Raw genomic sequence first — 21,911 nt, 5'->3', positions numbered from 1 at the left:
ATTATTGACGCGGGACGCCTGCGTCATACCTGACAGAAGAGTAGAGCATCATTCACGCCAGTGTTAAGCACTGAAGGGAGAAACGATGAGCCAGAAATTAAAAGTCGTCACCATTGGTGGCGGGAGCAGTTACACCCCGGAATTGCTGGAAGGATTTATTAAGCGTTACCACGAACTACCGGTTTCCGAATTGTGGCTGGTTGACGTCGAGGGTGGCGAAGAGAAACTGGATATTATTTACCAGCTCTGCCAGCGCATGATTGAAAAAGCGGGCGTACCGATGAAGGTATTTAAGACCCTGGATCGCCGTGAAGCGCTGAAAGATGCCGATTTCGTGACCACACAGCTGCGTGTAGGGCAGTTGAAAGCACGTGAACTGGATGAGCGTATTCCGCTGAGCCACGGCTACCTGGGCCAGGAAACTAACGGTGCCGGTGGCCTGTTCAAAGGTCTGCGCACCATCCCGGTGATTTTCGACATCATTAAAGATGTGGAAGAACTGTGCCCGAATGCCTGGGTGATAAACTTTACTAACCCGGCCGGCATGGTGACCGAAGCGGTCTATCGCCATACGAACTTCAAACGCTTTATTGGCGTGTGCAACATTCCGGTGGGGATGAAGATGTTCATCCACGATGTGCTGGCGCTGAAAGAGAGTGACGACCTGTCGATCGACCTGTTTGGCCTCAACCACATGGTGTTCATCAAAGATGTGATCGTTAATGGTCAGTCACGCTTTGCCGAGCTGCTGGACGGCGTGGCCTCGGGCCAGCTTAAAGCGTCCACAGTGAAAAATATTTTCGATCTGCCGTTCAGCGAAGGGTTGATTCGCTCTTTGAATCTGCTGCCATGCTCGTATCTGCTTTACTACTTCAAGCAAAAAGAGATGCTGGCGATTGAGATGGGTGAATACTACAAGGGCGGCGCGCGGGCACAGGTGGTGCAGAAGGTCGAGAAACAGCTGTTCGATCTGTATAAGAACCCGGAACTGAACGTCAAGCCGAAGGAGCTGGAGCAGCGCGGCGGCGCGTACTACTCTGACGCGGCCTGTGAAGTCATCAATGCGATTTTCAATGACAAGCAGACCGAACATTACGTCAACATTCCGCATCACGGTCATGTTGATAACATCCCGGCAGACTGGGCGGTAGAGATGACCTGCACGCTGGGCCGCGACGGGGCGACGCCGACGCCACGCATCACCCATTTTGATGAGAAAGTGTTGGGATTGATCTATACCATCAAAGGCTTTGAAGTAGCAGCCAGCAACGCGGCGCTGAGCGGTGAGTTTAACGATGTGCTGTTGGCGCTGAACCTGAGCCCGCTGGTGCATTCTGACCACGATGCAGAAGGTCTGGCGCGTGAACTGATTCTGGCGCACGAAAAATGGTTGCCAAACTTTGCCGACTGCATTGCGAAGCTTAAAGACGCACAACACTAAAGAGGTCGGCTATGGAACGCTTATTGATAGTAAACGCGGACGATTTTGGTCTGAGCAAAGGGCAAAACTACGGCATCGTGGAAGCCTGTCGTCACGGCGTGGTGACCTCGACTACAGCGCTGGTGAACGGTGATGCTATTGAGCATGCGGTGACGTTAAGCCGCGATCTGCCGACGCTGGCGGTAGGGATGCACTTTGTTCTGACGCTGGGAAAACCCCTGACCGAGATGCCGGGATTAACCCGTGAGGGGCGTCTGGGAAAATGGATCTGGCAGATGGCAGAGGAAGATACCTTGCCACTGGACGAAATCGCCCGTGAGCTCGCCTGTCAGTATCAGCGTTTCATCGACCTGTTCGGGCGGGAGCCTACGCATCTGGATAGCCATCACCATGTGCATATGTTCCCGCAGATCTTCCCCCTCGTCGCGCGTTTTGCTGCCGAGCGCAACATTGCATTGCGTGTCGATCGACAGCCGGTGTTCCAGGCCAGCGATCTCCCGCCGACGCTGCGTAGCTCGCAGGGATTCAGCAGTGAGTTTTATGGGGAAGAGATTACGGAAGCGCTGTTTCTGCATGTTCTCGACGAATCCGCAAAGCGTGGAGAATCCTCAGTGGAAGTGATGTGTCACCCGGCGTTTATCGACAATATCATTCGTCAGAGCGCCTATTGTTACCCCCGTTTGACTGAGCTGGACGTGCTGACCTCGGCATCGCTCAAGTATGCGATTGCAGAACGCGGCTACCGTCTGGGCAGTTTTCTTGATGTCTGACTCCTGAGTTTGCGGCGCGTGGCGCGCCGCTTTTTTTGTCTGCGATTTGCCTCAGGCCGCTACGGTAGGAATTTTCGCTGTTCGCGACCAGACGCGGTGGGCTGCCATCAGCGTAAACAATTCATCCATAAAACGGTTATCCGCGTCACTGCTTTCCACAACGCCTTCCTCACCCTGACTGTCTATATTCAACAGTGCTTTAAAGCGCCGCGCTTCACCTGCGAGCGCGATGGGTTTGAGATGCTTATACGCCTCCAGCAGATAGTAGCGCGCGTCGCCGTTGTGCTCGATATCGGCGATATCCCCGCACGGTACAATGACCGCATCTACGGTGAGAGATGGCGCACCGGCAAAGGTGGCGGCGACGGTCAGCGTCGAGCCGTCATCGGCGACAATCTCGCCCATCCGGGAATAGAGAAGTTTGGCATGAACGCCTTTCGCCTTTAACGCCTGAAGGATCGTCAGGAGATCTGACGATTTCACCTTCCCGTTAAGTAATATCCCAACGACCCGACCTTTGATTTCACCGTCCGGTACGGCATAAAGACTGAGTGAGGGATCCTTTTTCAGGCCGTTCACCTCTGGCGGCGGGGCAATTTGCGTCTGTTCATCGGTCAGCGTGATACCCAGGTTTTTGCCAACCGCCTGAGCGAGGCCGATGTCGATATGCGCCAGTTGGTCAACGACCCGTTCGCGGATATAAGGGCGTGCGACTTTACTCAGCTCAAAGCTGAAGGCATCCACAATATGCAACTGTTCAACCGGCGTCTGGCTCGACCAGAAGAGCCGCGGATGGGCGTAGTATTCGCCAAATGAAGGGCTACGTTCGCGGATTTTGTCCCCATCGATACGTTCCTGATACGACTCAAAGCCACCGCGCTTCGGCCCCGGCGGCGTTTCACGCGGCCAATTGTCATTGATGGAATTAGGCTCATAGTTTGCCGGATTGGTGTCGATGCTCATCCGATGCATCCCATCACGCTGGAAGTTGTGATAAGGGCAGGTCGGACGGTTGATCGGGATTTCATGAAAATTAGGTCCGCCGAGACGACTGATTTGCGTATCGGTATAGGAGAACAGACGCCCCTGCAACAGCGGATCGTTTGTAAAATCCATGCCGGGGACGATATGGCCCGGATGGAAGGCGACCTGCTCGTTTTCGGCAAAGAAATTATCGGGATTACGGTTTAGTACCATTTTCCCGACGCGCTGCACCGGGACCAGCGCTTCAGGGATCAGCTTGGTAGGATCCAGTAAGTCGAAATCGAATTTCAACTCGTCCTCTTCCGAAATCAGCTGCAGCCCCAGTTCATATTCCGGGAAATCGCCCGCTTCAATGGCTTCCCACAGTTCCCGGCGATGGAAGTCCGGGTCACGACCGGTCAGCTTCTGCGCCTCATCCCACACCAGTGAGGCTTTTCCTGCCAGGGGTTTCCAGTGAAAACGAACAAAAGTGGCTTTGCCCGCCGCGTTGATCAGACGAAAAGTGTGAATGCCAAATCCTTCCATCGTGCGATAACTGCGTGGAATACCGCGATCGGACATCGCCCAGATGACGTTATGCAAGGTTTCTGGCTGCAGGGAGACATAATCCCAGAAGGTGTCATGCGCACTTTGTCCCTGGGGAATTGCCCAGTGTGGTTCCGGTTTCACTGCGTGAACGAAATCAGGAAACTTGTGCGCATCCTGGATGAAAAAGATAGGGGTATTGTTGCCGACCAGATCAAAAACCCCTTCTTCGGTATAAAATTTGGTGGCAAAACCCCGGATATCACGCACGGTATCCGCCGAGCCCGCGCCGCCCTGGACGGTGGAAAAGCGTACGAAGACTGGGGTAATTTTATCCGGATCGGAGAGAAAGTCGGCTTTAGTGATATCGCTCAGATTTTTATAGGGCTGGAAATATCCGTGTGCGGCCGAGCCGCGCGCATGGACGATCCTCTCAGGGATCCGCTCATGGTCAAAATGGGTGATTTTTTCACGCAAAATAAAATCTTCAAGCAGCGTAGGGCCGCGATGTCCGACACGCAGTGAATTCTGGTCGTCGGCAATGCGTACTCCCTGATTGGTGGTGAGAGCAAAATTCTCGCTGCCTGTGCGAACGCTTTCCAGATCGCTCAGTTTTTTATTGCCAGTATCCGGGGCTTTCAGACTGCCAGGGGCCGTGGGTTGCGCGCCGGGGGCTGTCGGTTCAGGAACAGGGCGATGCGATCCGTCGTCAGGAGCCAGAGAGTCCAGGCCAGGTTTTGCTTCGCGGGGATCGTGCACGGGTGATTGATGCGGATGGGGATTTTTCTCATTATGCGACATTGAACTCGTCTCCATTTTTCATTTCTGAAAGGGTCGTTGTTTTTGTCAAAAACCCCCTAACTATAGTCCATTCGCATGATCCCGCCGGGCTGAGCGTTGAAGACCATGCCGACAGACACAGGAAAGAGCACGCCCGGAGCAGGACGGGCGGGGTGAAAATCGGCTAAGATAGTTCTTTTCTGATTTTTGAATTTGTCTTAGTGAAGCCATTAATGATGAAACCTCTTCGCCAACAAAATCGCCCGGTTATTAGCTATGTTCCGCGTGTTGAACCTTCGCCGCCCGAACATGCGATAAAAATGGACGCGTTTCGTGACGTGTGGATCTTGCGCGGGAAGTATGTCGCGTTTGTCTTAATGGGGGAGTCGTTCCAGCGATCGCCGGCGTTTAGCGAGGCGGAATCAGCCCAGCGCTGGGCAAATCAGGTTCGTCAGGAAAACGAAATCGCAGATTAATTCTGGTATAAAAAAACCGCCCCGAAGGACGGTTTTCTGTCTTTGGGACGCTTAGCGATGCGCCAGTTCGGCGTCGTCTTCACTGTCCAGAATGGATTTATCGGTTTGCTTCAGCCACTGGCTGGTCAGCGTACCGGCAGTCATCGACCCGCTGACGTTCAGCGCGGTACGGCCCATGTCGATCAGCGGCTCAACGGAGATGAGCAGCGCCACCAGCGTGACAGGCAGGCCCATTGCTGGCAGCACAATCAGCGCAGCGAACGTGGCACCACCACCGACACCGGCTACCCCGGCAGAGCTGACGGTAACAATACCGACCAGTGTTGCAATCCAGAGCGGATCCAGCGGGTTAATGCCGACCGTCGGCGCAACCATGACCGCCAGCATGGCCGGATACAAACCGGCACAGCCGTTCTGACCAATCGTCGCGCCAAAGGAGGCGGCGAAGCTGGCGATAGATTCCGGTACGCCCAGGCGGCGGGTTTGCGCTTCCACGTTGAGTGGGATAGAGGCCGCGCTGGAGCGACTGGTGAAGGCGAAGGTCAGAACCGGCCATACTTTGCGGAAGTATTTGAGGGGACTCACGCCGTTCACACCCAGCAGCACGCCGTGGATAACGAACATAATGCCCAGCCCGAGGTAAGAAGCGACAACAAAACTCCCCAGCTTAATGATGTCCTGCAGGTTGGAACCGGCCACCACTTTGGTCATCAGCGCCAGCACACCGTAAGGCGTTAACTGCATGACCAGGCGGACCAGTTTCATCACCCAGCTTTGCAGGGTGTCGATTGCGGTCAGTACGCGTTCGCCTTTTGGTGCGTCATCTTTCAGCAATTTGAGTGCCGCGACACCGAGGAAGGCGGCAAAAATCACCACGCTGATAATTGACGTCGGGTTCGCGCCAGTCAGATCGGCAAACGGGTTTTTCGGTACAAATGAGAGCACCAGCTGCGGGACGCTGAGATCGGCCACTTTGCCAGCATAGTTGGTTTCAATGGCATTCAGGCGCGCCGTCTCTGCGCCACCCTGTACCAGACCTTCAGCGGTCAGACCAAACAGATTGGTCACCAGTACACCGACCAGCGCGGCAATCAGCGTGGTAAACAGCAGTGTACCGATAGTCAGTAAGCTGATTTTTCCCAACTGAGAGGCATTATGCAGACGGGCGACCGCGCTCAGGATTGAGGCGAATACCAGCGGCATAACGATCATTTGCAGCAGTTGAACATAGCCGTTACCGACGATGTTGAACCACTGGACGGAATCTTTCAGCACCTGACTGTCAGAGCCATAGATGGTGTGCAGCGCAAGGCCAAAGACCACGCCCATGACCAGCCCCACCAGTACTTTCTTTGCCAGACTCCACTGTTTATGACGGGCTTGTGCCAGCACAAACAGCAGAATGACGAACACCACGATGTTCGCGATTAATGGAAAATTCATCCCCGTTCTCCTGATTTTATTATTCGTCCCGCTGTGTCACAGCGATCCTGTTGCCGCAAGGTTAGCAGAACTGTGACATGGGTCTTATATTCAAATGGAATTGTTTATGCCAAAAACGTTATTTCTGCTGTTTTACTGGTCGATTTGATGCTTAATGAAGCGATTAAACTGCCATTGCAGTGTGTTAATCATATCGGATGACCAGCGAACTGCACTGTTCTGAGGCAAGGTTTGCGGCATCCATACCGCCCAGGCAAACAGCGCCATGCACAGAAATCGCTCCAGCTGATTACCTTTCTGCGGGACCAGAATCGGCAGGCGAAAGCGCCAGCGACAGGGCCAGAGCAGGGGGACACCCGCTGGCGTCAGCATATCTGCTGCAATATGACTCAGATAGCCCACCACCATGCCCTGTAAGGCATCGGCGGGGATGACCCAACTCTCCGGCACTTTGAGGTAGAAGGTGGCCAGCAGCGCAAAGACGGCCAGCAGACTGTGAGTAAATCCGCGATGACCAAAGGCCCGGGCGATCGGTTTTGATACCCATTTCAGGCGTTGACCGAGGAATGACTTTGGGTGATCGATGTCCGGTAACAGGCAGGTCAGAATAGCGGAGGGTACAATATGCCACCAGTCACCCTGTGCGAGCACGGGCGTCAACTCCGCGTTTTTAGCAAACACCGCGCAGGCAATGGAAAAGAGGAGGTGACCTTCCGCCGTCATGATAAAACCTGATAAACTGTGAATTCGTACAGTATAGGATTTTTATACAGTGGGCGGAAGTGGTGACGTTGTAACTCTTTGTCAATAATGCGCGTTTATCGCGCTAACCAACCCCCATCGACGGCCAGCGTATAGCCGTTAATGTAATCCGACGCCGATGATGCGAGGAAGACGACCGGACCCTGCAGATCGTCAGGCGTTCCCCAGCGGCCCGCCGGGATACGATCGACAATCTCTTTATTCCGATCGGCATCTTCACGCAGCTGTTGGGTATTGTTGGTCGCCATATAGCCGGGCGCGATGGCGTTGACGTTGATCTGATGCTGCGCCCATTCGTTGGCTAACAGTCGGGTAATGCCCAGCACGCCACTTTTTGAGGCCGTATAAGACGGGACGCGAATGCCGCCCTGAAACGACAGCATCGAAGCAATGTTAATGATTTTGCCGCCCTGGCCCTGAGCGAGAAATTGCCGGGCCACGGCCTGGGAGAGAAAGAAGAGCGACTTGAGATTCAGGTTCATCACATCGTCCCAGTCTTTTTCACTGAAATTGAGTGCGTCTTCGCGACGAATGGTTCCCGCGTTGTTCACCAGAATGTCGATGCGAGCGAATTTTTCAATCGCCTGGGCGACAACGTCCGCGATTACCTCCTGCCGGCTCAGATCGGCCTGAATGGCGAAAAAGCGGCGTCCCAGCGCTTCTACTTTGGCGGCGGTGTCATGAGGAATTTTGCGGTTCACGCCGACGATATCGCAACCGGCTTGCGCCAGTGCCACCGTCATCCCTTGTCCAAGTCCGGTATCGCAACCAGTGACGATGGCGACTTTGCCTGTGAGACGAAATGCATCCAGAATCATAATGACCTCGGCTATCCGTTTTTATCTGTTATGTGCCCTGAAAGAAGGATAGGAGAGGAACGAAAGGAATACAATAAAAATGAAACGTTGTTTTAAATTTATTATCCGTCGACACGGGCAATGTCGCCATTGCCCGGTCCTGGTTTAGCCACACAAATCGGTGAGGGTCAGTTCCGTGAGTGAATTGAGCCTGACGTCGGCGAGAATATAGCGCGGATCGTGTCGAACCTCTTTGTCCGGTACGACGATGGAGCGCATCCGCGCAGCCTTAGACGCCACCATGCCGTTGACGGAATCTTCCAGCGCGACACAGCATAACGGGTCGACGCCCAGTTTTGCTGCGCAGTCGATGTAAACCTGAGGATGCGGTTTACTGTAGGGCAGCTTCTCCGCTGAGGCGAGAGCGTCAAAGCTCTCCCGCAGGTCAAACATCGCCAGGACTTTTTCCAGCATATGCAGAGGAGACGCGGACGCCAGTCCCACCTTCAACCCCTGCGCTTTACACAACGCGATAGCGTCTTTTACGCCTGGCAACAGCGGACGCGTTTCTTCAACCAGTGCAATAGCGCGAGTAATGACGCGATCGGTGACCTCCTGGCGACTCGGCCCATTCCATGGCTGCTGAGCAAACCAGAGATCGACGACCATATCGATGCGCAGCCCCAGCGTATCCGGGAGTTCGTGACGACGAGTGATATCGACGCCGATGCTGGACAGTACGTCCAGTTCAGCCCGATCCCACAGCGGCTCGGAATCAATCAGTAATCCATCCATATCGAATATTGCCGCAAGAATTTGACGCGGGGTTGACATTACAACCTCTCCTGTTGAGCATTAAATGTAGGGTATTCAGTGTTAGCCGCTATCATAACGTTTTTAAAGATCGGGCGAAAAGGGTTATCAGCAGGTAGACTTAAGCCAAAACGACGCGTCTTCATCAAGGGGAACTCATGACGTATCAACAAGCTGGACGCATAGCAGTGTTAAAAAGGATCTTAGGATGGGTGATATTTATCCCGGCACTCCTCTCCACGCTGATTTCAGCCTTGAAATTTATGTATGCGCACAGCGAAAAGCAGGAAGGGATTAACGCGGTAATGCTCGATTTCACCCACGTCATGATTGATATGATGCGAGTGAATACCCCGTTTCTGAATCTCTTTTGGTACAACTCGCCGACGCCGGATTTTCAGAATAGCCTGAACATTATGTTCTGGCTGATTTTTGTGCTGATTTTTATCGGTCTGGCGATGCAGGATTCCGGCGCGCGCATGAGCCGCCAGGCGCGGTTTTTACGTGAAGGCGTCGAAGACCAGTTGATTCTGGAGAAAGCCAAGGGCAGCGAAGGGCTGTCCCGTGAGCAGATTGAGTCGCGCATTGTGGTACCGCATCACACGATTTTCCTGCAGTTTTTCCCGCTCTATATCCTGCCGGTGATTATCATCGTTCTCGGATATGTATTCTTTTCGTTGTTGGGGTTTATCTGAACAAAAAGGCCGCCATCCGGCGGCCTTTTAATGTCAGCCATTATTACGCCGCGAGGAGTCTGTCCATTGCCTTCTGCGCGATCACCAGATGTTGACCGCCAAACAGTCTTGCCCGGTTGAGCAAGGTATACAATTGGTACACCGGTTGTCGGTCGAGAAAATCTGACGGCAGCGGCGACACCGACTGATAACCATCATAAATTTGCGGCGGCTGTTCGGTATGTAACGGTAACATTGCCAGATCGCACTCTCTGTCTCCCCAGTAACAGGCCGGATCAAACAGGTATGGACCGTCCGGACCCAGGGCGCAGTTGCCTGACCACAGATCGCCGTGCAGCAAAGAGGGCTGCGGCTGGTGAGAGGAGAGACGCTGCTGCACATGTTCGACAATGGCGTCAATATTACCAAAGGCGATACCTTTTTCTGCCGCCAGTTCAAGTTGCCAGCCAATGCGCTGTTCGGCAAAGAAGGTCGACCAGCGGCGCTGCCAGGCATTGGGTTGCGGAGTGGTAGAAAGCGCATTATCAAAGTCCAGCCCAAACTGCGGCTGATCGCTCCATTCATGCAGGTGGGCAAGTTGTTGTCCCAGAATAAACGCACTATGCGCGTCCAGCGGACGGGGAGGGAGATAATCCATCACCAGAAAGCTGTAATCACGATCCGCACCCACCGCCCACACTTTGGGGACCGTCACCGTATGGCTGCGTGATAACAGTTCTAATTGATCGGCTTCTGCCGTAAAGCCCGGAAGCAGTTCCCGCTCATCACATTTAACGAAGAAATCGCGTCCCGCGTAGCGTAAATGCCACGCGGCATGAATTTCTCCGCCAGGCAGTTCGTTACGCAGTTCGATTTCGCCTTCACCGAGTTGCTCGCTTAAAAGACGACTGATAGCCTGCCACATGATGTCTCTCCCCATGTTGTCTGCCAGATCATAAGGTTAGCGCAAAGATGCGGGTAAAAAACACGAACTAACGCACACCGTGGACGTGTTTTCGCAGTAATGGCATTTATTGTCCGCTGCGTTCCCACTCTTCCCAGGTCACCACGCTGACCTCCGGCACTTTATTTAACGCGCTTTCAGCCAGCCCCGCGGCCAGTGCTTTGACCTCGTCCTGGCTCTGGGCGCTAATCAGTCCAAAGGTATTGGTACCCAGTTCGTGCACATTTCCGTCATCATCCGTGAGCGTGAGCAGAAAACCGGCGCGGGTGAGATGGTTGTTCAGTTCATTAATTTCCGTTAAGGAGTCCTCGTGAAACCTGATGGTAATAACATACCGGGTGATTTCCCCACTGGCCATTTGACACCCCTTTGTAATCTCATGAGTTTGTAGCATAGACGGTGAACGCGTATGCCGACAGGTTTGGGCGAAATTCCCCCTCCAAAAGAGGGGGGAAATCATTATGGTTGGCTAAGGTAAGCGTAGATTTTTTGCGTATCGTCGTGGGAGCACAGGCGCGTTCCCTGGTTGATGGTCGCGGCGCTACCGGCCGCAACACCGAAGCGCACCATGTCCTCAAGCGAAGCGCCTTCAGCCAGTTTGAGAGTCATCGCCCCCACCATGCTGTCACCTGCGCCAACGGTGCTCTGGCTTTTAACCGGCGGCGGAACAACCTGCACGCAGGTTTTGCTGTCCACTCCCAGCGCGCCCTGAGGACCCAGGGAGACGACAACACGCTGCGCTTTGCCGCTGCGGATAATTTCCTGCGCCGCTTTGCGCACGTCATCAGGCTGGGTGAGTTCACGATTAACCAGCGCGCTGAGTTCTTTCTGGTTAGGTTTAACCAGCTCAATATTGCCAATAGCTAATGCAGCCGTCAGCGCGTCGCCGGAGCTGTCAATAATGCAGCGGATCCCCTGTTTCTGCGCGGCGGTAATCAACTGGCTAAGTTTTTCGACTTTGACGCCCGGTGGCAAACTACCGCTGATCACCAGAATAGCGCCGGACTCGATCTCCAGCACCTGTTCTTCTATCTGGCGAAATTCATCGTCATTCAGTGCCGCGCCGGGCATCACAAAGCGATATTGCTCGCCGCTGGATTCGACATGAACATGCAGGTTCTGACGCGTCCAGTCTTTTGCATCAATGGTTGCTACCGGAACGTTTTCATCGGCAAGCAGGGCGACCAGATGCTCACCGGTTGCACCGCCGACGGGGAAAATGGCGGTCGCCGTTCCACCCAGATGGGCAATAGCGCGAGCGACATTAATGCCACCGCCGCCAGGCTCAAATACCGGGGCAGTACAGCGGAGTTTCCCTTCGGGGTAGATTTGCGGGGTGATCGTTGCGCTATCGAGCGAGGGCGCAAGCGTTAACGTATAGATACGTACCATCGTTACCTCCTGTTAGGCTGTGTTCAGTCTGGCACCGAATAGCGCGAAAGTGAAGTCATTAACAATATGATTAATTAAAGTTTATTTATTTTATTTGCTGTAAGGATATATAAATATTTAATTGTTTTGAGAGCCCTCTTATTCAAAAAATGAAATAAGAATTCATTGCTATGTTATTCGAGCCTTTTTATAATTTGTTACCTTTCCTGGGGCGTTTGTCATTGATCCCTCTGAAAGTTTCCGGGACCGTAGTGGTCTCTTTTTTTGTTGTACGGACTCTTTATAAATGAAGCTTTTAAAGACAGTTCCCGCTGCCGTTCTGCTGGCGGGGGGCGTGTTTGCGTCGATGTATGCAACTGCCGATGATTCCGTTTTTACTGTCATGGATGACCCCTCAAGTGCGAAGAAACCCTTCGAAGGCAATCTCAACGCCGGTTACCTTGCGCAGTCAGGCAACACGAAAAGTTCTTCTTTAACCGCGGACACGACCATGACCTGGTACGGGCAAGCAACGGCCTGGTCGCTGTGGGGAAACGCGAGCAACACCTCTTCCAATGATGAACGCTCTTCAGAGAAATATGCTGTTGGCGGCCGTAGCCGTTACAATGTGACCGATTATGACTACCTTTTCGGCCAGGCCAGTTGGCTGACGGACCGCTATAACGGCTACCGCGAGCGCGATGTGTTCACCGCCGGTTATGGTCGCCAGTTCCTTAACGGTCCCGTACATAGTTTCCGTTTTGAATTCGGTCCGGGCGTACGTTACGACGAACATACGGATGGCAAGACGGAAACCCAGCCGCTGGGCTATGCCTCTGGCGCGTATGCATGGCAGATCTCCGACAACACCAAATTTACGCAAGGCGTGTCGGTGTTCGGTGCTGAAGATACAACCCTGAACTCCGAGACGGCGCTGAATGTGGCAATCAATGAGCACTTTGGCCTGAAAGTGGCCTATAACGTGACGTGGAACTCCGAACCGCCGGAGACGGCGCCGGAGCACACGGATAGACGCACAACCGTTTCTCTGGGCTACCGGATGTAAGCTGAGGCCAGACTGTTCCCCAGTCTGGCTTTTTTATTGCGGTGTCTGATGACGATTCGCAACTATCCCCAAATCATTGCCGCCCAGCGTAGCAATAACATTGCACCACAAATGACGATCAGAACGACCACCATTTTCCAGTGTTTTTTGGCGAAGCGATTTGATGGCATCATTTATTTCCTGTCGGTTTCAGACGGTTAATCCTAGTGTAACAAAACTGTCAGCCAGTCAGTGAAAGGATATGCATCTTGCATCGTTCAACGAGGAAGGAAAATGGGAGGGTTACGGCACGCATCCGACAAGCGTGTTGGTATAGTAATTGAGCTGCCGGTACTGACGTTTCAAAAGTTCAGTCGGCGTCAGGTCAGTATAGAGTCGACACGTTTTGATGAAATGTGCTTGATCGCAATAGCCGTGGTTGAGCGCGCTATTCAGAACATCGCCTTCTGCCAGTAGCTGGCGCAGCGTTCTCTGAAATCGGGCTGTGCGGCAGAAATAGCGCACATCAACGCCAGTAAATTGATGAACGCGTCGTAGTATCGTCCGCTCACTCATCCCCAACTGGCTACGGATTGTCGAGAAAGAATCTCCGTAATACAACCGATTGACCGCCTGTATGAGATCGGTGTTCATCAGATGGCAACGGTCAACAATAGCCAGCAGCCAGCGTTCTAACCGACTGATGCGCATCTCATACGGTAAGTTAATCAATTCCGGAATAGCACAGCATAGACCCAGATCGGTGAAGGACACGGGAACGTCATCCAGTTCATCCATTGCGATACCCAGGAGAGGAAAGCAGGTTGCAGAACGCAGTCGGATCGACAGTAAATCGATTTCTCCCTGGGGGGTGAATGTCATTCTGGACTTACGTGGGCGAAGCAGGACAGCCTCACCCTTTGGGAGAATGAGACAATTGGGGGGCTGTTGGCTGTCCAGGGGGATCGGCACAATGCGCAGAGGATCGCCCAGGTTGAGCAGCAGTTCGCCCCCGGTACCGGGAAAGAGCGTGGGTAAGGGCGTCCCCGCCGTCATTTGCCAGCACCAGAAATGGGCTATCCAGTCAGCCAGCGCCGGACTGGGCGTGCTGCGTCGTTGCATGCTGCTGTTTACCTCAGATGTTGTACCTTACTCAAACAGACTGTCGCCACTCCGGTTTTCCAGTCCAGGATGAAGGTCAAAGCGAACGACGCCTACGTGCATTCTGCCTGCTGCCGCTTTTACCATATGTGCAACACCAAGATGGCCGAAACCCGCGCACAATTCAATCGCCCGGATCCCTTCATCATAGAGTGCATCCAGGAGTTTACCCGCCTGCTGGTAATCTTTCACCGCGATCGTTTTAACCTGCACCTGTTCGGTTTTTACCCAGTTGTTATGGGTTTCAGCAACCGCGTTAGGTGCAACAAATATAAATGCAGCTTTTAAAATATCGCTCATGTCACGCTATCCTGTTTCGTTATCGGAAACCGGATCTTACGTTTGACAATGCAAACGGTATTGTACCAATCCGCCAGTAATGTGGCTGGAAACGCTGAGCTATTGTTCTGTCTCAGAGGCGAAAAGCGCCTGCTAACGTCATGATCCAGCACAATATAAAACAGAAGGGTGCATTCTCCCTTTTTTTAGTGTTACCATCGTTCGACCACATTACCGCACTCGCGTAGCGGGAGCGGATGTGTCCCAGATTGTGTGCCAATTTAGCAATTGTTGGTTAGATGGCTTCACAACTTACTGTAAACAAACAAATTTTCTCTTTGTATGTGATCTTGCGTATGGGTCACCACTGCAAATAAGGACATAACATGCCTGTTATTACTCTTCCTGATGGCAGTCAACGCCATTACGACCACGCTGTAAGCCCCATGGATGTTGCACTGGACATTGGTCCTGGTCTGGCGAAAGCCACTATTGCTGGCCGCGTTAATGGCGAGCTGGTTGATGCTTCCGACCTGATCGAAAATGATGCGACGCTCTCTATCATCACCGCAAAAGATGAAGAAGGGCTGGAGATCATTCGTCACTCCTGTGCGCACCTGTTAGGTCATGCGATCAAACAACTTTGGCCGAATACCAAGATGGCTATCGGGCCGGTTGTCGACAACGGTTTCTACTATGATGTGGACCTTGACCGTACGTTGACCCAGGAAGATATCGATGCGCTCGAGAAGCGGATGCACGAGCTCGCTGAGAAAAATTACGACGTCATTAAGAAGAAAGTCAGCTGGCACGAAGCGCGTGAAACCTTCGTGAAACGTGGCGAGATTTATAAAGTCTCCATTCTTGATGAAAACATTGCCCATGATGACAAACCCGGTTTGTATCATCATGAAGAGTATGTCGATATGTGCCGTGGTCCGCACGTGCCGAATATGCGCTTCTGCCATCACTTTAAACTGATGAAAACTGCAGGTGCGTACTGGCGTGGCGACAGCGACAACAAGATGTTGCAGCGTATCTACGGAACGGCATGGGCAGATAAGAAAGCTCTCAGTGCTTATCTGCAACGTCTGGAAGAAGCGGCAAAACGCGACCACCGTAAAATCGGTAAGCAGCTTGACCTGTATCACATGCAGGAAGAAGCGCCGGGTATGGTGTTCTGGCATAACGACGGCTGGACTATCTTCCGTGAACTGGAAGTCTTTGTGCGCTCCAAGCTCAAAGAGTATCAGTATCAGGAAGTGAAGGGGCCGTTCATGATGGACCGTGTGCTGTGGGAAAAAACCGGGCACTGGGACAACTACAAAGATGCCATGTTCACCACCTCTTCTGAGAACCGTGAATACTGCATCAAGCCGATGAACTGTCCGGGTCACGTGCAGATCTTTAATCAGGGCCTGAAATCCTACCGCGATCTGCCGCTGCGTATGGCAGAGTTTGGTAGTTGCCACCGTAACGAACCGTCAGGTGCGCTGCATGGTTTGATGCGCGTACGTGGCTTCACCCAGGATGATGCGCATATCTTCTGTACTGAAGAGCAAATCCGCGATGAAGTTAACGCGTGCATCCGTATGGTCTACGATATGTACAGCACATTTGGCTTCGAGAAAATCGTCGTCAAACTTTCCACTCGTCCCGAAAAACGTATCGGTAGCGATGAAATGTGGGATCGTGCTGAGGCGGACCTGGCCGTTGCGCTGGAAGAAAACAATATCCCGTTTGAATATCAACTGGGTGAAGGCGCGTTCTACGGTCCGAAAATTGAATTTACCCTGTATGACTGCCTCGATCGCGCATGGCAGTGCGGTACTGTACAGCTGGACTTCTCTCTGCCGTCTCGTCTGAGCGCCTCGTATGTGGGTGAAAACAACGAGCGTCAGGTACCGGTAATGATTCACCGCGCAATTCTTGGGTCTATGGAACGTTTCATCGGTATCCTGACTGAAGAGTTCGCTGGCTTCTTCCCGACCTGGCTTGCGCCGGTTCAGGTAGTGGTGATGAACATTACCGATTCACAGTCTGAATACGTTAACGAATTGACGCAGAAACTACAAAATGCGGGCATTCGTGTAAAAGCAGACTTGAGAAATGAGAAGATAGGCTTTAAAATCCGCGAGCACACATTACGTCGTGTCCCTTATATGTTGGTCTGTGGTGATAAAGAAGTGGAAGCAGGCAAAGTTGCCGTTCGCACTCGCCGCGGGAAAGACCTGGGCAGCCTGGACGTAAGTGAAGTGATTGAGAAGCTGCAACAAGAGATTCGCAGCCGCAGTCTTCAACAACTGGAGGAATAAGGTATTAAAGGCGGAAAACGAGTTCAAACGGCACGTCCGAATCGTATCAATGGCGAGATTCGCGCCCAGGAAGTTCGCTTAACCGGTCTGGAAGGTGAGCAACTGGGAATTGTGAGTCTGAGAGAAGCGATCGAAAAGGCTGAAGAGGCTGGAGTAGATTTAGTTGAAATCAGCCCTAACGCCGAACCGCCAGTTTGTCGTATCATGGACTACGGCAAGTTCCTTTATGAAAAGAGTAAGTCTTCTAAGGAACAGAAGAAAAAGCAAAAAGTTATCCAGGTTAAGGAAATTAAATTCCGTCCTGGTACAGATGAAGGCGACTATCAGGTAAAACTCCGCAGCCTGATTCGCTTTCTTGAAGAGGGCGATAAGGCCAAGATCACACTGCGTTTCCGCGGTCGTGAGATGGCCCACCAGCAAATCGGTATGGAAGTGCTTAATCGCGTGAAAGAAGATTTGCAAGAACTGGCAGTGGTCGAATCCTTCCCAACGAAGATCGAAGGCCGTCAGATGATTATGGTGCTTGCTCCTAAGAAGAAACAGTAAGGCCTTCAAGTAGCATTTCCTGTGGAGCCTTTGGGCTTCACAGGTTTTGTTCGCCTGGGTTTCGTTTATTAACAATGCGAAGTGGAAGTTATTAAAATGCCAAAAATTAAGACCGTACGCGGTGCTGCTAAGCGCTTCAAAAAAACCGGTAAAGGTGGTTTTAAGCACAAGCACGCTAACCTGCGTCACATTCTGACCAAAAAAGCGACTAAACGTAAACGTCACCTGCGTCCGAAAGCCATGGTTTCCAAAGGCGATCTGGGCCTGGTTATCGCGTGCCTGCCGTACGCATAAGCCGTTAACGATTATTTTTTAACTTTTTTATGCCCAACCGATTTCACCGTGGTGAAAGCGGGGGGCAAATCAGAATAGATACAGGAGAGCACATATGGCTCGCGTAAAACGTGGTGTAATTGCACGCGCACGTCACAAGAAAATTTTGAAACAAGCCAAAGGTTACTACGGTGCGCGTTCTCGCGTATACCGCGTTGCCTTCCAGGCCGTCATCAAAGCAGGTCAGTATGCTTACCGTGACCGTCGTCAACGTAAGCGTCAGTTCCGTCAACTGTGGATTGCGCGTATCAACGCAGCAGCACGTCAGAACGGTATTTCTTACAGCAAATTCATCAACGGCCTGAAAAAAGCCTCTGTTGAAATCGACCGTAAGATCCTGGCTGACATCGCCGTATTCGACAAAGTAGCGTTCACCGCTCTGGTCGAAAAAGCGAAAGCAGCTCTGGCATAAGCCAGTGAAAAGAGGGAGCCTGGCTCCCTCTCTTTTATTTGTTGTACTGTCAATGAGTTGACAATTTATCCGTAACCCTTTTCAATAAAGGTTCTTCGGTTTTACCACACAAGGTAACGCAAGCATGAATGCTGCTATTTTCCGCTTCTTTTTTTACTTTAGCACCTGACTTCGGGAGGCTGGCGCGTGAAAGAAGAAACGAAAAACAGCGCAAAAAAGCCTCCTGATGGAGGCTTTTTTTGTGCCCGAAATCGAGAGATTACGTTCAACGAACCGGTGTCTTCACCGACACAATGAGGAAAACCATGTCACATCTCGCAGAACTGGTAGCCAGTGCGAAGGCGGCCATTAACCAGGCGTCAGATGTTGCCGCGTTAGACAATGTGCGCGTCGAATATTTGGGCAAAAAAGGGCACCTGACCCTTCAGATGACGACTCTGCGCGAGCTGCCAGCCGAAGAGCGTCCTGCAGCAGGTGCGGTGATTAACGAAGCGAAAGAGCAGGTACAGCAGGCGCTCAACGCGCGTAAGGCCGATCTGGAAAACGCGGCGCTGAATGCGCGTCTGGCGGCGGAAACTATCGACGTTTCTCTGCCCGGTCGTCGCATTGAAAACGGCGGTCTGCATCCGGTAACCCGTACCATCGATCGTATTGAAAGTTTCTTTGGTGAGCTGGGCTTCACCGTGGCGACCGGTCCGGAAATTGAAGATGACTATCACAACTTCGATGCGCTGAATATTCCTGGTCACCATCCGGCACGTGCGGATCACGATACCTTTTGGTTTGATGCAACGCGTCTGCTGCGTACTCAGACGTCGGGCGTACAGATCCGTACCATGAAAGATAAGCAGCCGCCGATTCGTATTATTGCGCCAGGTCGCGTGTATCGTAACGACTATGATCAGACGCATACCCCGATGTTCCACCAGATGGAAGGCCTGATTGTGGATACCAACATCAGCTTTACCAACCTGAAAGGGACGCTGCATGACTTCCTGCGTAACTTCTTTGAAGAAGATTTGCAGATTCGCTTCCGTCCTTCTTATTTCCCGTTTACTGAGCCGTCTGCAGAGGTGGACGTGATGGGTAAAAACGGTAAATGGCTGGAAGTTCTGGGTTGCGGCATGGTACATCCGAACGTGCTGCGTAACGTCGGCATCGATCCGGAAATCTACTCGGGTTTTGCATTTGGGATGGGTATGGAGCGTCTGACCATGTTGCGTTACGGTGTCACTGACCTGCGTGCGTTCTTCGAAAACGATCTGCGTTTCCTCAAACAGTTTAAATAAAGGCAGGATAAAACAATGAAATTCAGTGAACTGTGGTTACGCGAGTGGGTTAACCCGGCTATCGATAGCGATGCGCTGTCGAATCAAATCACCATGGCGGGCCTGGAAGTTGATGGCGTTGAAGCGGTCGCCGGTGAATTTAACGGCGTGGTGGTGGGTGAAGTGGTTGAATGCGCTCAGCACCCGAATGCGGACAAACTGCGCGTGACGAAAGTTAACGTCGGTGGTGAGCGTCTGCTGGACATCGTCTGCGGCGCGCCAAACTGCCGTCAGGGACTGAAGGTAGCGGTTGCGACTATCGGTGCCGTTCTGCCGGGCGATTTTAAAATTAAAGCGGCTAAGCTTCGCGGCGAACCGTCTGAAGGCATGTTGTGCTCTTTCTCCGAACTGGGCATTTCCGACGATCACAGCGGCATTATCGAACTGCCGGCAGATGCGCCAATTGGTACCGATATTCGTGAATACCTGAAGCTTAATGACAACACCATTGAGATCAGCGTCACCCCTAACCGTGCGGATTGCTTAGGGATCATCGGTGTGGCCCGTGATGTGGCTGTGCTGAACAAAGCGCCGCTTGTAGAGCCGGAAATCGCGCCAGTCGCAGCCACCATCAGCGATGTCCTGCCGATTACCGTAGAAGCCACCGACGCCTGCCCGCGTTATCTGGGGCGCGTGGTGAAAGGCATCAATGTGAAAGCGCCAACCCCGCTGTGGATGAAAGAAAAACTGCGTCGCTGCGGTATTCGCTCCATTGATGCGGTGGTTGACGTGACCAACTACGTGCTGCTCGAACTGGGCCAGCCGATGCACGCCTTTGATAAAGACCGCATTGAAGGCGGGATTGTCGTTCGCATGGCGAAAGCGGGTGAAACGCTGGTGCTGCTTGATGGCAGCGAAGCGAAGCTGAACGCAGATACGCTGGTGATTGCCGATCATCAGAAAGCGCTGGCGATGGGCGGCATCTTTGGTGGCGAACATTCAGGCGTGAACGATGAAACACAAAACGTGCTGCTGGAATGTGCATTCTTCAGCCCGCTGTCGATTACTGGTCGTGCGCGCCGTCATGGTCTGCATACCGATGCCTCTCACCGCTATGAGCGTGGTGTGGATCCTGCGGTGCAATACAAAGCGATGGAACGTGCAACCCGTCTGCTGATTGATATCTGTGGTGGCGAAGCCGGTCCGGTTATTGATGTGACGGATGAAGCGACGCTGCCGAAGCGCGCTACCATTACGCTGCGTCGTAGCAAACTGGATCGCCTGATTGGTCATCACATCGCCGATGAGCTGGTGAGCGACATTCTGCGTCGTCTGGGCTGTGAGGTGACGGAAGGCGAAGGCGAATGGCAAGCCGTTGCACCAAGCTGGCGTTTCGACATGGAAATTGAAGAAGACCTGGTCGAAGAAGTTGCCCGCGTGTATGGCTACGACAATATCCCTGACGAACCTATCCAGGCTGGTCTTATCATGGGGACGCACCGTGAAGCGGATTTATCGCTGAAACGTGTGAAAACCCTGTTGAACGACAAAGGCTACCAGGAAGTCATTACCTACAGCTTCGTCGACCCGAAAGTACAGCAGTTGCTCCACCCGGGTGAAGACGCGCTACTGCTGCCAAGCCCGATCTCCAGCGAAATGTCGGCAATGCGCCTGTCGCTGTGGACAGGATTGCTGGCAACGGTGGTGTATAACCAGAACCGTCAGCAGAACCGCGTACGTATTTTTGAAAGCGGGCTGCGTTTTGTGCCGGATACGCAGGCAAGCCTGGGCATTCGTCAGGATCTAATGCTGGCTGGCGTTATCTGCGGTAACCGCTACGATGAACACTGGGACCTGGCGAAAGAGACCGTTGATTTCTATGATTTGAAAGGCGATCTGGAAGCGGTGCTGGATCTGACCGGTAAGCTCGCTGACATTCAGTTCAGGGCAGAGGCTAATCCGGCATTGCATCCTGGACAGTCTGCAGCGATTTATCTGAAAGGTGAACGCATTGGTTTCATTGGTGTTGTTCATCCTGAGCTGGAACGTAAGCTGGATCTCAATGGTCGTACTTTGGTGTTCGAACTGGAGTGGAATAAGCTCGCAGACCGCGTGGTGCCTCAGGCGCGCGAGATTTCACGCTTCCCGGCGAACCGTCGTGACATCGCTGTGGTCGTCGCAGAAAACGTTCCCGCTGCCGATATTTTATCCGAATGTAAGAAAGTTGGCGTAAATCAGGTAGTTGGCGTAAACTTATTTGACGTGTACCGTGGTAAGGGTGTTGCGGAGGGGTATAAGAGCCTCGCCATTAGCCTGATCCTTCAGGATACCAGCCGTACACTCGAAGAAGAGGAGATTGCCGCTACCGTCGCCAAATGTGTAGAGGCATTAAAAGAGCGATTCCAGGCATCATTGAGGGATTGAACCTATGGCGCTTACAAAAGCTGAAATGTCAGAATATCTGTTTGATAAGCTTGGGCTTAGCAAGCGGGATGCCAAAGAACTGGTCGAACTGTTTTTCGAAGAGATCCGTCGTGCTCTGGAAAACGGTGAGCAGGTAAAACTCTCTGGTTTTGGTAACTTCGATCTGCGTGATAAGAATCAACGCCCGGGACGTAACCCGAAAACGGGCGAAGATATTCCCATTACAGCACGGCGCGTGGTGACCTTCAGACCCGGACAGAAGTTAAAGAGCCGAGTCGAAAACGCTTCGCCCAAAGATGAGTAATCAGATCTAATTAAAAAGGCCGCT

24 protein-coding genes and 1 other annotated feature are annotated in these 21,911 nt (G+C 52.6%); of the genes, 13 read left to right on the top strand and 11 right to left on the bottom strand.

Annotation, left to right across the window (positions count from 1 at the left end; all coding sequences use genetic code 11):
• Nucleotides 1–85 precede the first annotated feature (85 nt).
• Nucleotides 86–1,441: a 6-phospho-beta-glucosidase gene (locus I6L53_RS12190; RefSeq protein WP_042319405.1), complete on the top strand. Its 1,356-nt coding sequence runs from the start codon at nt 86–88 to the stop codon at nt 1,439–1,441.
• Between the two features lie 11 nt (nt 1,442–1,452).
• Nucleotides 1,453–2,211, top strand: a complete 759-nt coding sequence (gene chbG, locus I6L53_RS12185; protein WP_042319403.1) for a chitin disaccharide deacetylase — start codon at nt 1,453–1,455, stop codon at nt 2,209–2,211.
• Nucleotides 2,212–2,262: 51 nt separating this feature from the next.
• Here chbG and katE read toward each other — a convergent pair whose 3' ends face one another.
• Complete coding sequence (katE, locus tag I6L53_RS12180; RefSeq protein ID WP_042319401.1) at nt 2,263–4,521, bottom strand: catalase HPII; 2,259 nt, start codon at nt 4,519–4,521, stop codon at nt 2,263–2,265.
• A 212-nt stretch (nt 4,522–4,733) separates the two neighbouring features.
• On the opposite strand from katE, the gene cedA reads away from it, so the two are divergent.
• Nucleotides 4,734–4,976, top strand: a complete 243-nt coding sequence (cedA, locus tag I6L53_RS12175; protein WP_042319400.1) for a cell division activator CedA — start codon at nt 4,734–4,736, stop codon at nt 4,974–4,976.
• 51 nt (nt 4,977–5,027) lie between these two features.
• Here cedA and tcyP read toward each other — a convergent pair whose 3' ends face one another.
• The 4 genes from tcyP to hxpB form a co-directional block, all read right to left on the bottom strand.
• Nucleotides 5,028–6,419, bottom strand: coding sequence for a cystine/sulfocysteine:cation symporter (gene tcyP, locus I6L53_RS12170; protein WP_042319397.1), 1,392 nt, complete (start codon nt 6,417–6,419; stop codon nt 5,028–5,030).
• 132 nt (nt 6,420–6,551) lie between these two features.
• Entirely contained in the window at nt 6,552–7,142 is a 591-nt protein-coding gene (locus tag I6L53_RS12165) for a metal-dependent hydrolase (protein WP_042319395.1), read from the bottom strand.
• Nucleotides 7,143–7,237: 95 nt separating this feature from the next.
• Nucleotides 7,238–7,999, bottom strand: coding sequence for a 2-dehydro-3-deoxy-D-gluconate 5-dehydrogenase KduD (gene kduD, locus I6L53_RS12160; protein ID WP_042319394.1), 762 nt, complete (start codon nt 7,997–7,999; stop codon nt 7,238–7,240).
• A 144-nt stretch (nt 8,000–8,143) separates the two neighbouring features.
• Nucleotides 8,144–8,812, bottom strand: a complete 669-nt coding sequence (hxpB, locus tag I6L53_RS12155) for a hexitol phosphatase HxpB (protein ID WP_042319391.1) — start codon at nt 8,810–8,812, stop codon at nt 8,144–8,146.
• A 137-nt stretch (nt 8,813–8,949) separates the two neighbouring features.
• Here hxpB and I6L53_RS12150 point away from each other — a divergent pair, with 137 nt between their 5' ends.
• The gene (locus tag I6L53_RS12150) at nt 8,950–9,486 is read left to right on the top strand and encodes a YniB family protein (protein ID WP_042319389.1); all 537 of its coding nucleotides are present in this window, start codon (nt 8,950–8,952) and stop codon (nt 9,484–9,486) included.
• Between the two features lie 43 nt (nt 9,487–9,529).
• Here the strand turns inward: I6L53_RS12150 and I6L53_RS12145 are convergent, their stop codons facing one another.
• The 3 genes from I6L53_RS12145 to pfkB form a co-directional block, all read right to left on the bottom strand.
• Nucleotides 9,530–10,390 (bottom strand): fructosamine kinase family protein, encoded by an 861-nt coding sequence (locus I6L53_RS12145; protein WP_042319386.1) that lies wholly within the window; start codon nt 10,388–10,390, stop codon nt 9,530–9,532.
• 106 nt (nt 10,391–10,496) lie between these two features.
• Nucleotides 10,497–10,787 (bottom strand): type V toxin-antitoxin system endoribonuclease antitoxin GhoS, encoded by a 291-nt coding sequence (gene ghoS, locus I6L53_RS12140; RefSeq protein ID WP_042319383.1) that lies wholly within the window; start codon nt 10,785–10,787, stop codon nt 10,497–10,499.
• Nucleotides 10,788–10,888: 101 nt separating this feature from the next.
• The gene (gene pfkB / locus I6L53_RS12135; protein WP_042319380.1) at nt 10,889–11,821 is read right to left on the bottom strand and encodes a 6-phosphofructokinase II; all 933 of its coding nucleotides are present in this window, start codon (nt 11,819–11,821) and stop codon (nt 10,889–10,891) included.
• 286 nt (nt 11,822–12,107) lie between these two features.
• Between pfkB and I6L53_RS12130 the strand changes: the two genes are divergently transcribed.
• Nucleotides 12,108–12,866, top strand: a complete 759-nt coding sequence (locus tag I6L53_RS12130; protein ID WP_042319378.1) for a DUF481 domain-containing protein — start codon at nt 12,108–12,110, stop codon at nt 12,864–12,866.
• A gap of 62 nt (nt 12,867–12,928) precedes the next feature.
• Here the strand turns inward: I6L53_RS12130 and yniD are convergent, their stop codons facing one another.
• The 3 genes from yniD to I6L53_RS12115 all read right to left on the bottom strand — a co-directional run bounded on the left by yniD (nt 12,929) and on the right by I6L53_RS12115 (nt 14,306).
• Complete coding sequence (gene yniD, locus I6L53_RS12125) at nt 12,929–13,036, bottom strand: small membrane protein YniD (protein ID WP_086512613.1); 108 nt, start codon at nt 13,034–13,036, stop codon at nt 12,929–12,931.
• Between the two features lie 112 nt (nt 13,037–13,148).
• Nucleotides 13,149–13,967, bottom strand: a complete 819-nt coding sequence (locus I6L53_RS12120; protein WP_042319375.1) for a helix-turn-helix domain-containing protein — start codon at nt 13,965–13,967, stop codon at nt 13,149–13,151.
• 27 nt (nt 13,968–13,994) lie between these two features.
• The gene (locus tag I6L53_RS12115) at nt 13,995–14,306 is read right to left on the bottom strand and encodes a DUF6506 family protein (protein WP_042319372.1); all 312 of its coding nucleotides are present in this window, start codon (nt 14,304–14,306) and stop codon (nt 13,995–13,997) included.
• 365 nt (nt 14,307–14,671) lie between these two features.
• Between I6L53_RS12115 and thrS the strand changes: the two genes are divergently transcribed.
• From thrS to ihfA, 8 genes are all read left to right on the top strand, one after another.
• On the top strand, nt 14,672–16,600 hold the full coding sequence (thrS, locus tag I6L53_RS12110) for a threonine--tRNA ligase (protein ID WP_042319370.1): 1,929 nt from the start codon (nt 14,672–14,674) through the stop codon (nt 16,598–16,600).
• A 3-nt stretch (nt 16,601–16,603) separates the two neighbouring features.
• On the top strand, nt 16,604–17,146 hold the full coding sequence (gene infC, locus I6L53_RS12105; protein ID WP_015741001.1) for a translation initiation factor IF-3: 543 nt from the start codon (nt 16,604–16,606) through the stop codon (nt 17,144–17,146).
• Between the two features lie 96 nt (nt 17,147–17,242).
• The gene (rpmI, locus tag I6L53_RS12100) at nt 17,243–17,440 is read left to right on the top strand and encodes a 50S ribosomal protein L35 (protein ID WP_001124225.1); all 198 of its coding nucleotides are present in this window, start codon (nt 17,243–17,245) and stop codon (nt 17,438–17,440) included.
• A 94-nt stretch (nt 17,441–17,534) separates the two neighbouring features.
• The gene (gene rplT, locus I6L53_RS12095; RefSeq protein ID WP_000124850.1) at nt 17,535–17,891 is read left to right on the top strand and encodes a 50S ribosomal protein L20; all 357 of its coding nucleotides are present in this window, start codon (nt 17,535–17,537) and stop codon (nt 17,889–17,891) included.
• A gap of 119 nt (nt 17,892–18,010) precedes the next feature.
• Nucleotides 18,011–18,134, top strand: a sequence feature (Phe leader region).
• Nucleotides 18,016–18,060 carry a pheST operon leader peptide PheM gene (gene pheM, locus I6L53_RS12090; protein WP_001386830.1) on the top strand — a complete coding sequence of 15 codons (45 nt, stop codon included), beginning with the start codon at nt 18,016–18,018 and terminating at the stop codon, nt 18,058–18,060. Its footprint overlaps the feature before it by 45 nt.
• 62 nt (nt 18,135–18,196) lie before the next feature.
• Entirely contained in the window at nt 18,197–19,180 is a 984-nt protein-coding gene (pheS, locus tag I6L53_RS12085; protein ID WP_042319363.1) for a phenylalanine--tRNA ligase subunit alpha, read from the top strand.
• 15 nt (nt 19,181–19,195) lie between these two features.
• Nucleotides 19,196–21,583 carry a phenylalanine--tRNA ligase subunit beta gene (gene pheT, locus I6L53_RS12080; protein ID WP_042319361.1) on the top strand — a complete coding sequence of 796 codons (2,388 nt, stop codon included), beginning with the start codon at nt 19,196–19,198 and terminating at the stop codon, nt 21,581–21,583.
• A 4-nt stretch (nt 21,584–21,587) separates the two neighbouring features.
• Entirely contained in the window at nt 21,588–21,887 is a 300-nt protein-coding gene (ihfA, locus tag I6L53_RS12075) for an integration host factor subunit alpha (protein WP_001229265.1), read from the top strand.
• Nucleotides 21,888–21,911 lie beyond the last annotated feature (24 nt).

Origin of the sequence: Citrobacter farmeri (genome assembly GCF_019048065.1) — a bacterium.
Classification (GTDB): Bacteria; Pseudomonadota; Gammaproteobacteria; order Enterobacterales; family Enterobacteriaceae; genus Citrobacter_A; species Citrobacter_A farmeri.
This window is presented reverse-complemented; position numbering and strand designations above follow the sequence as displayed.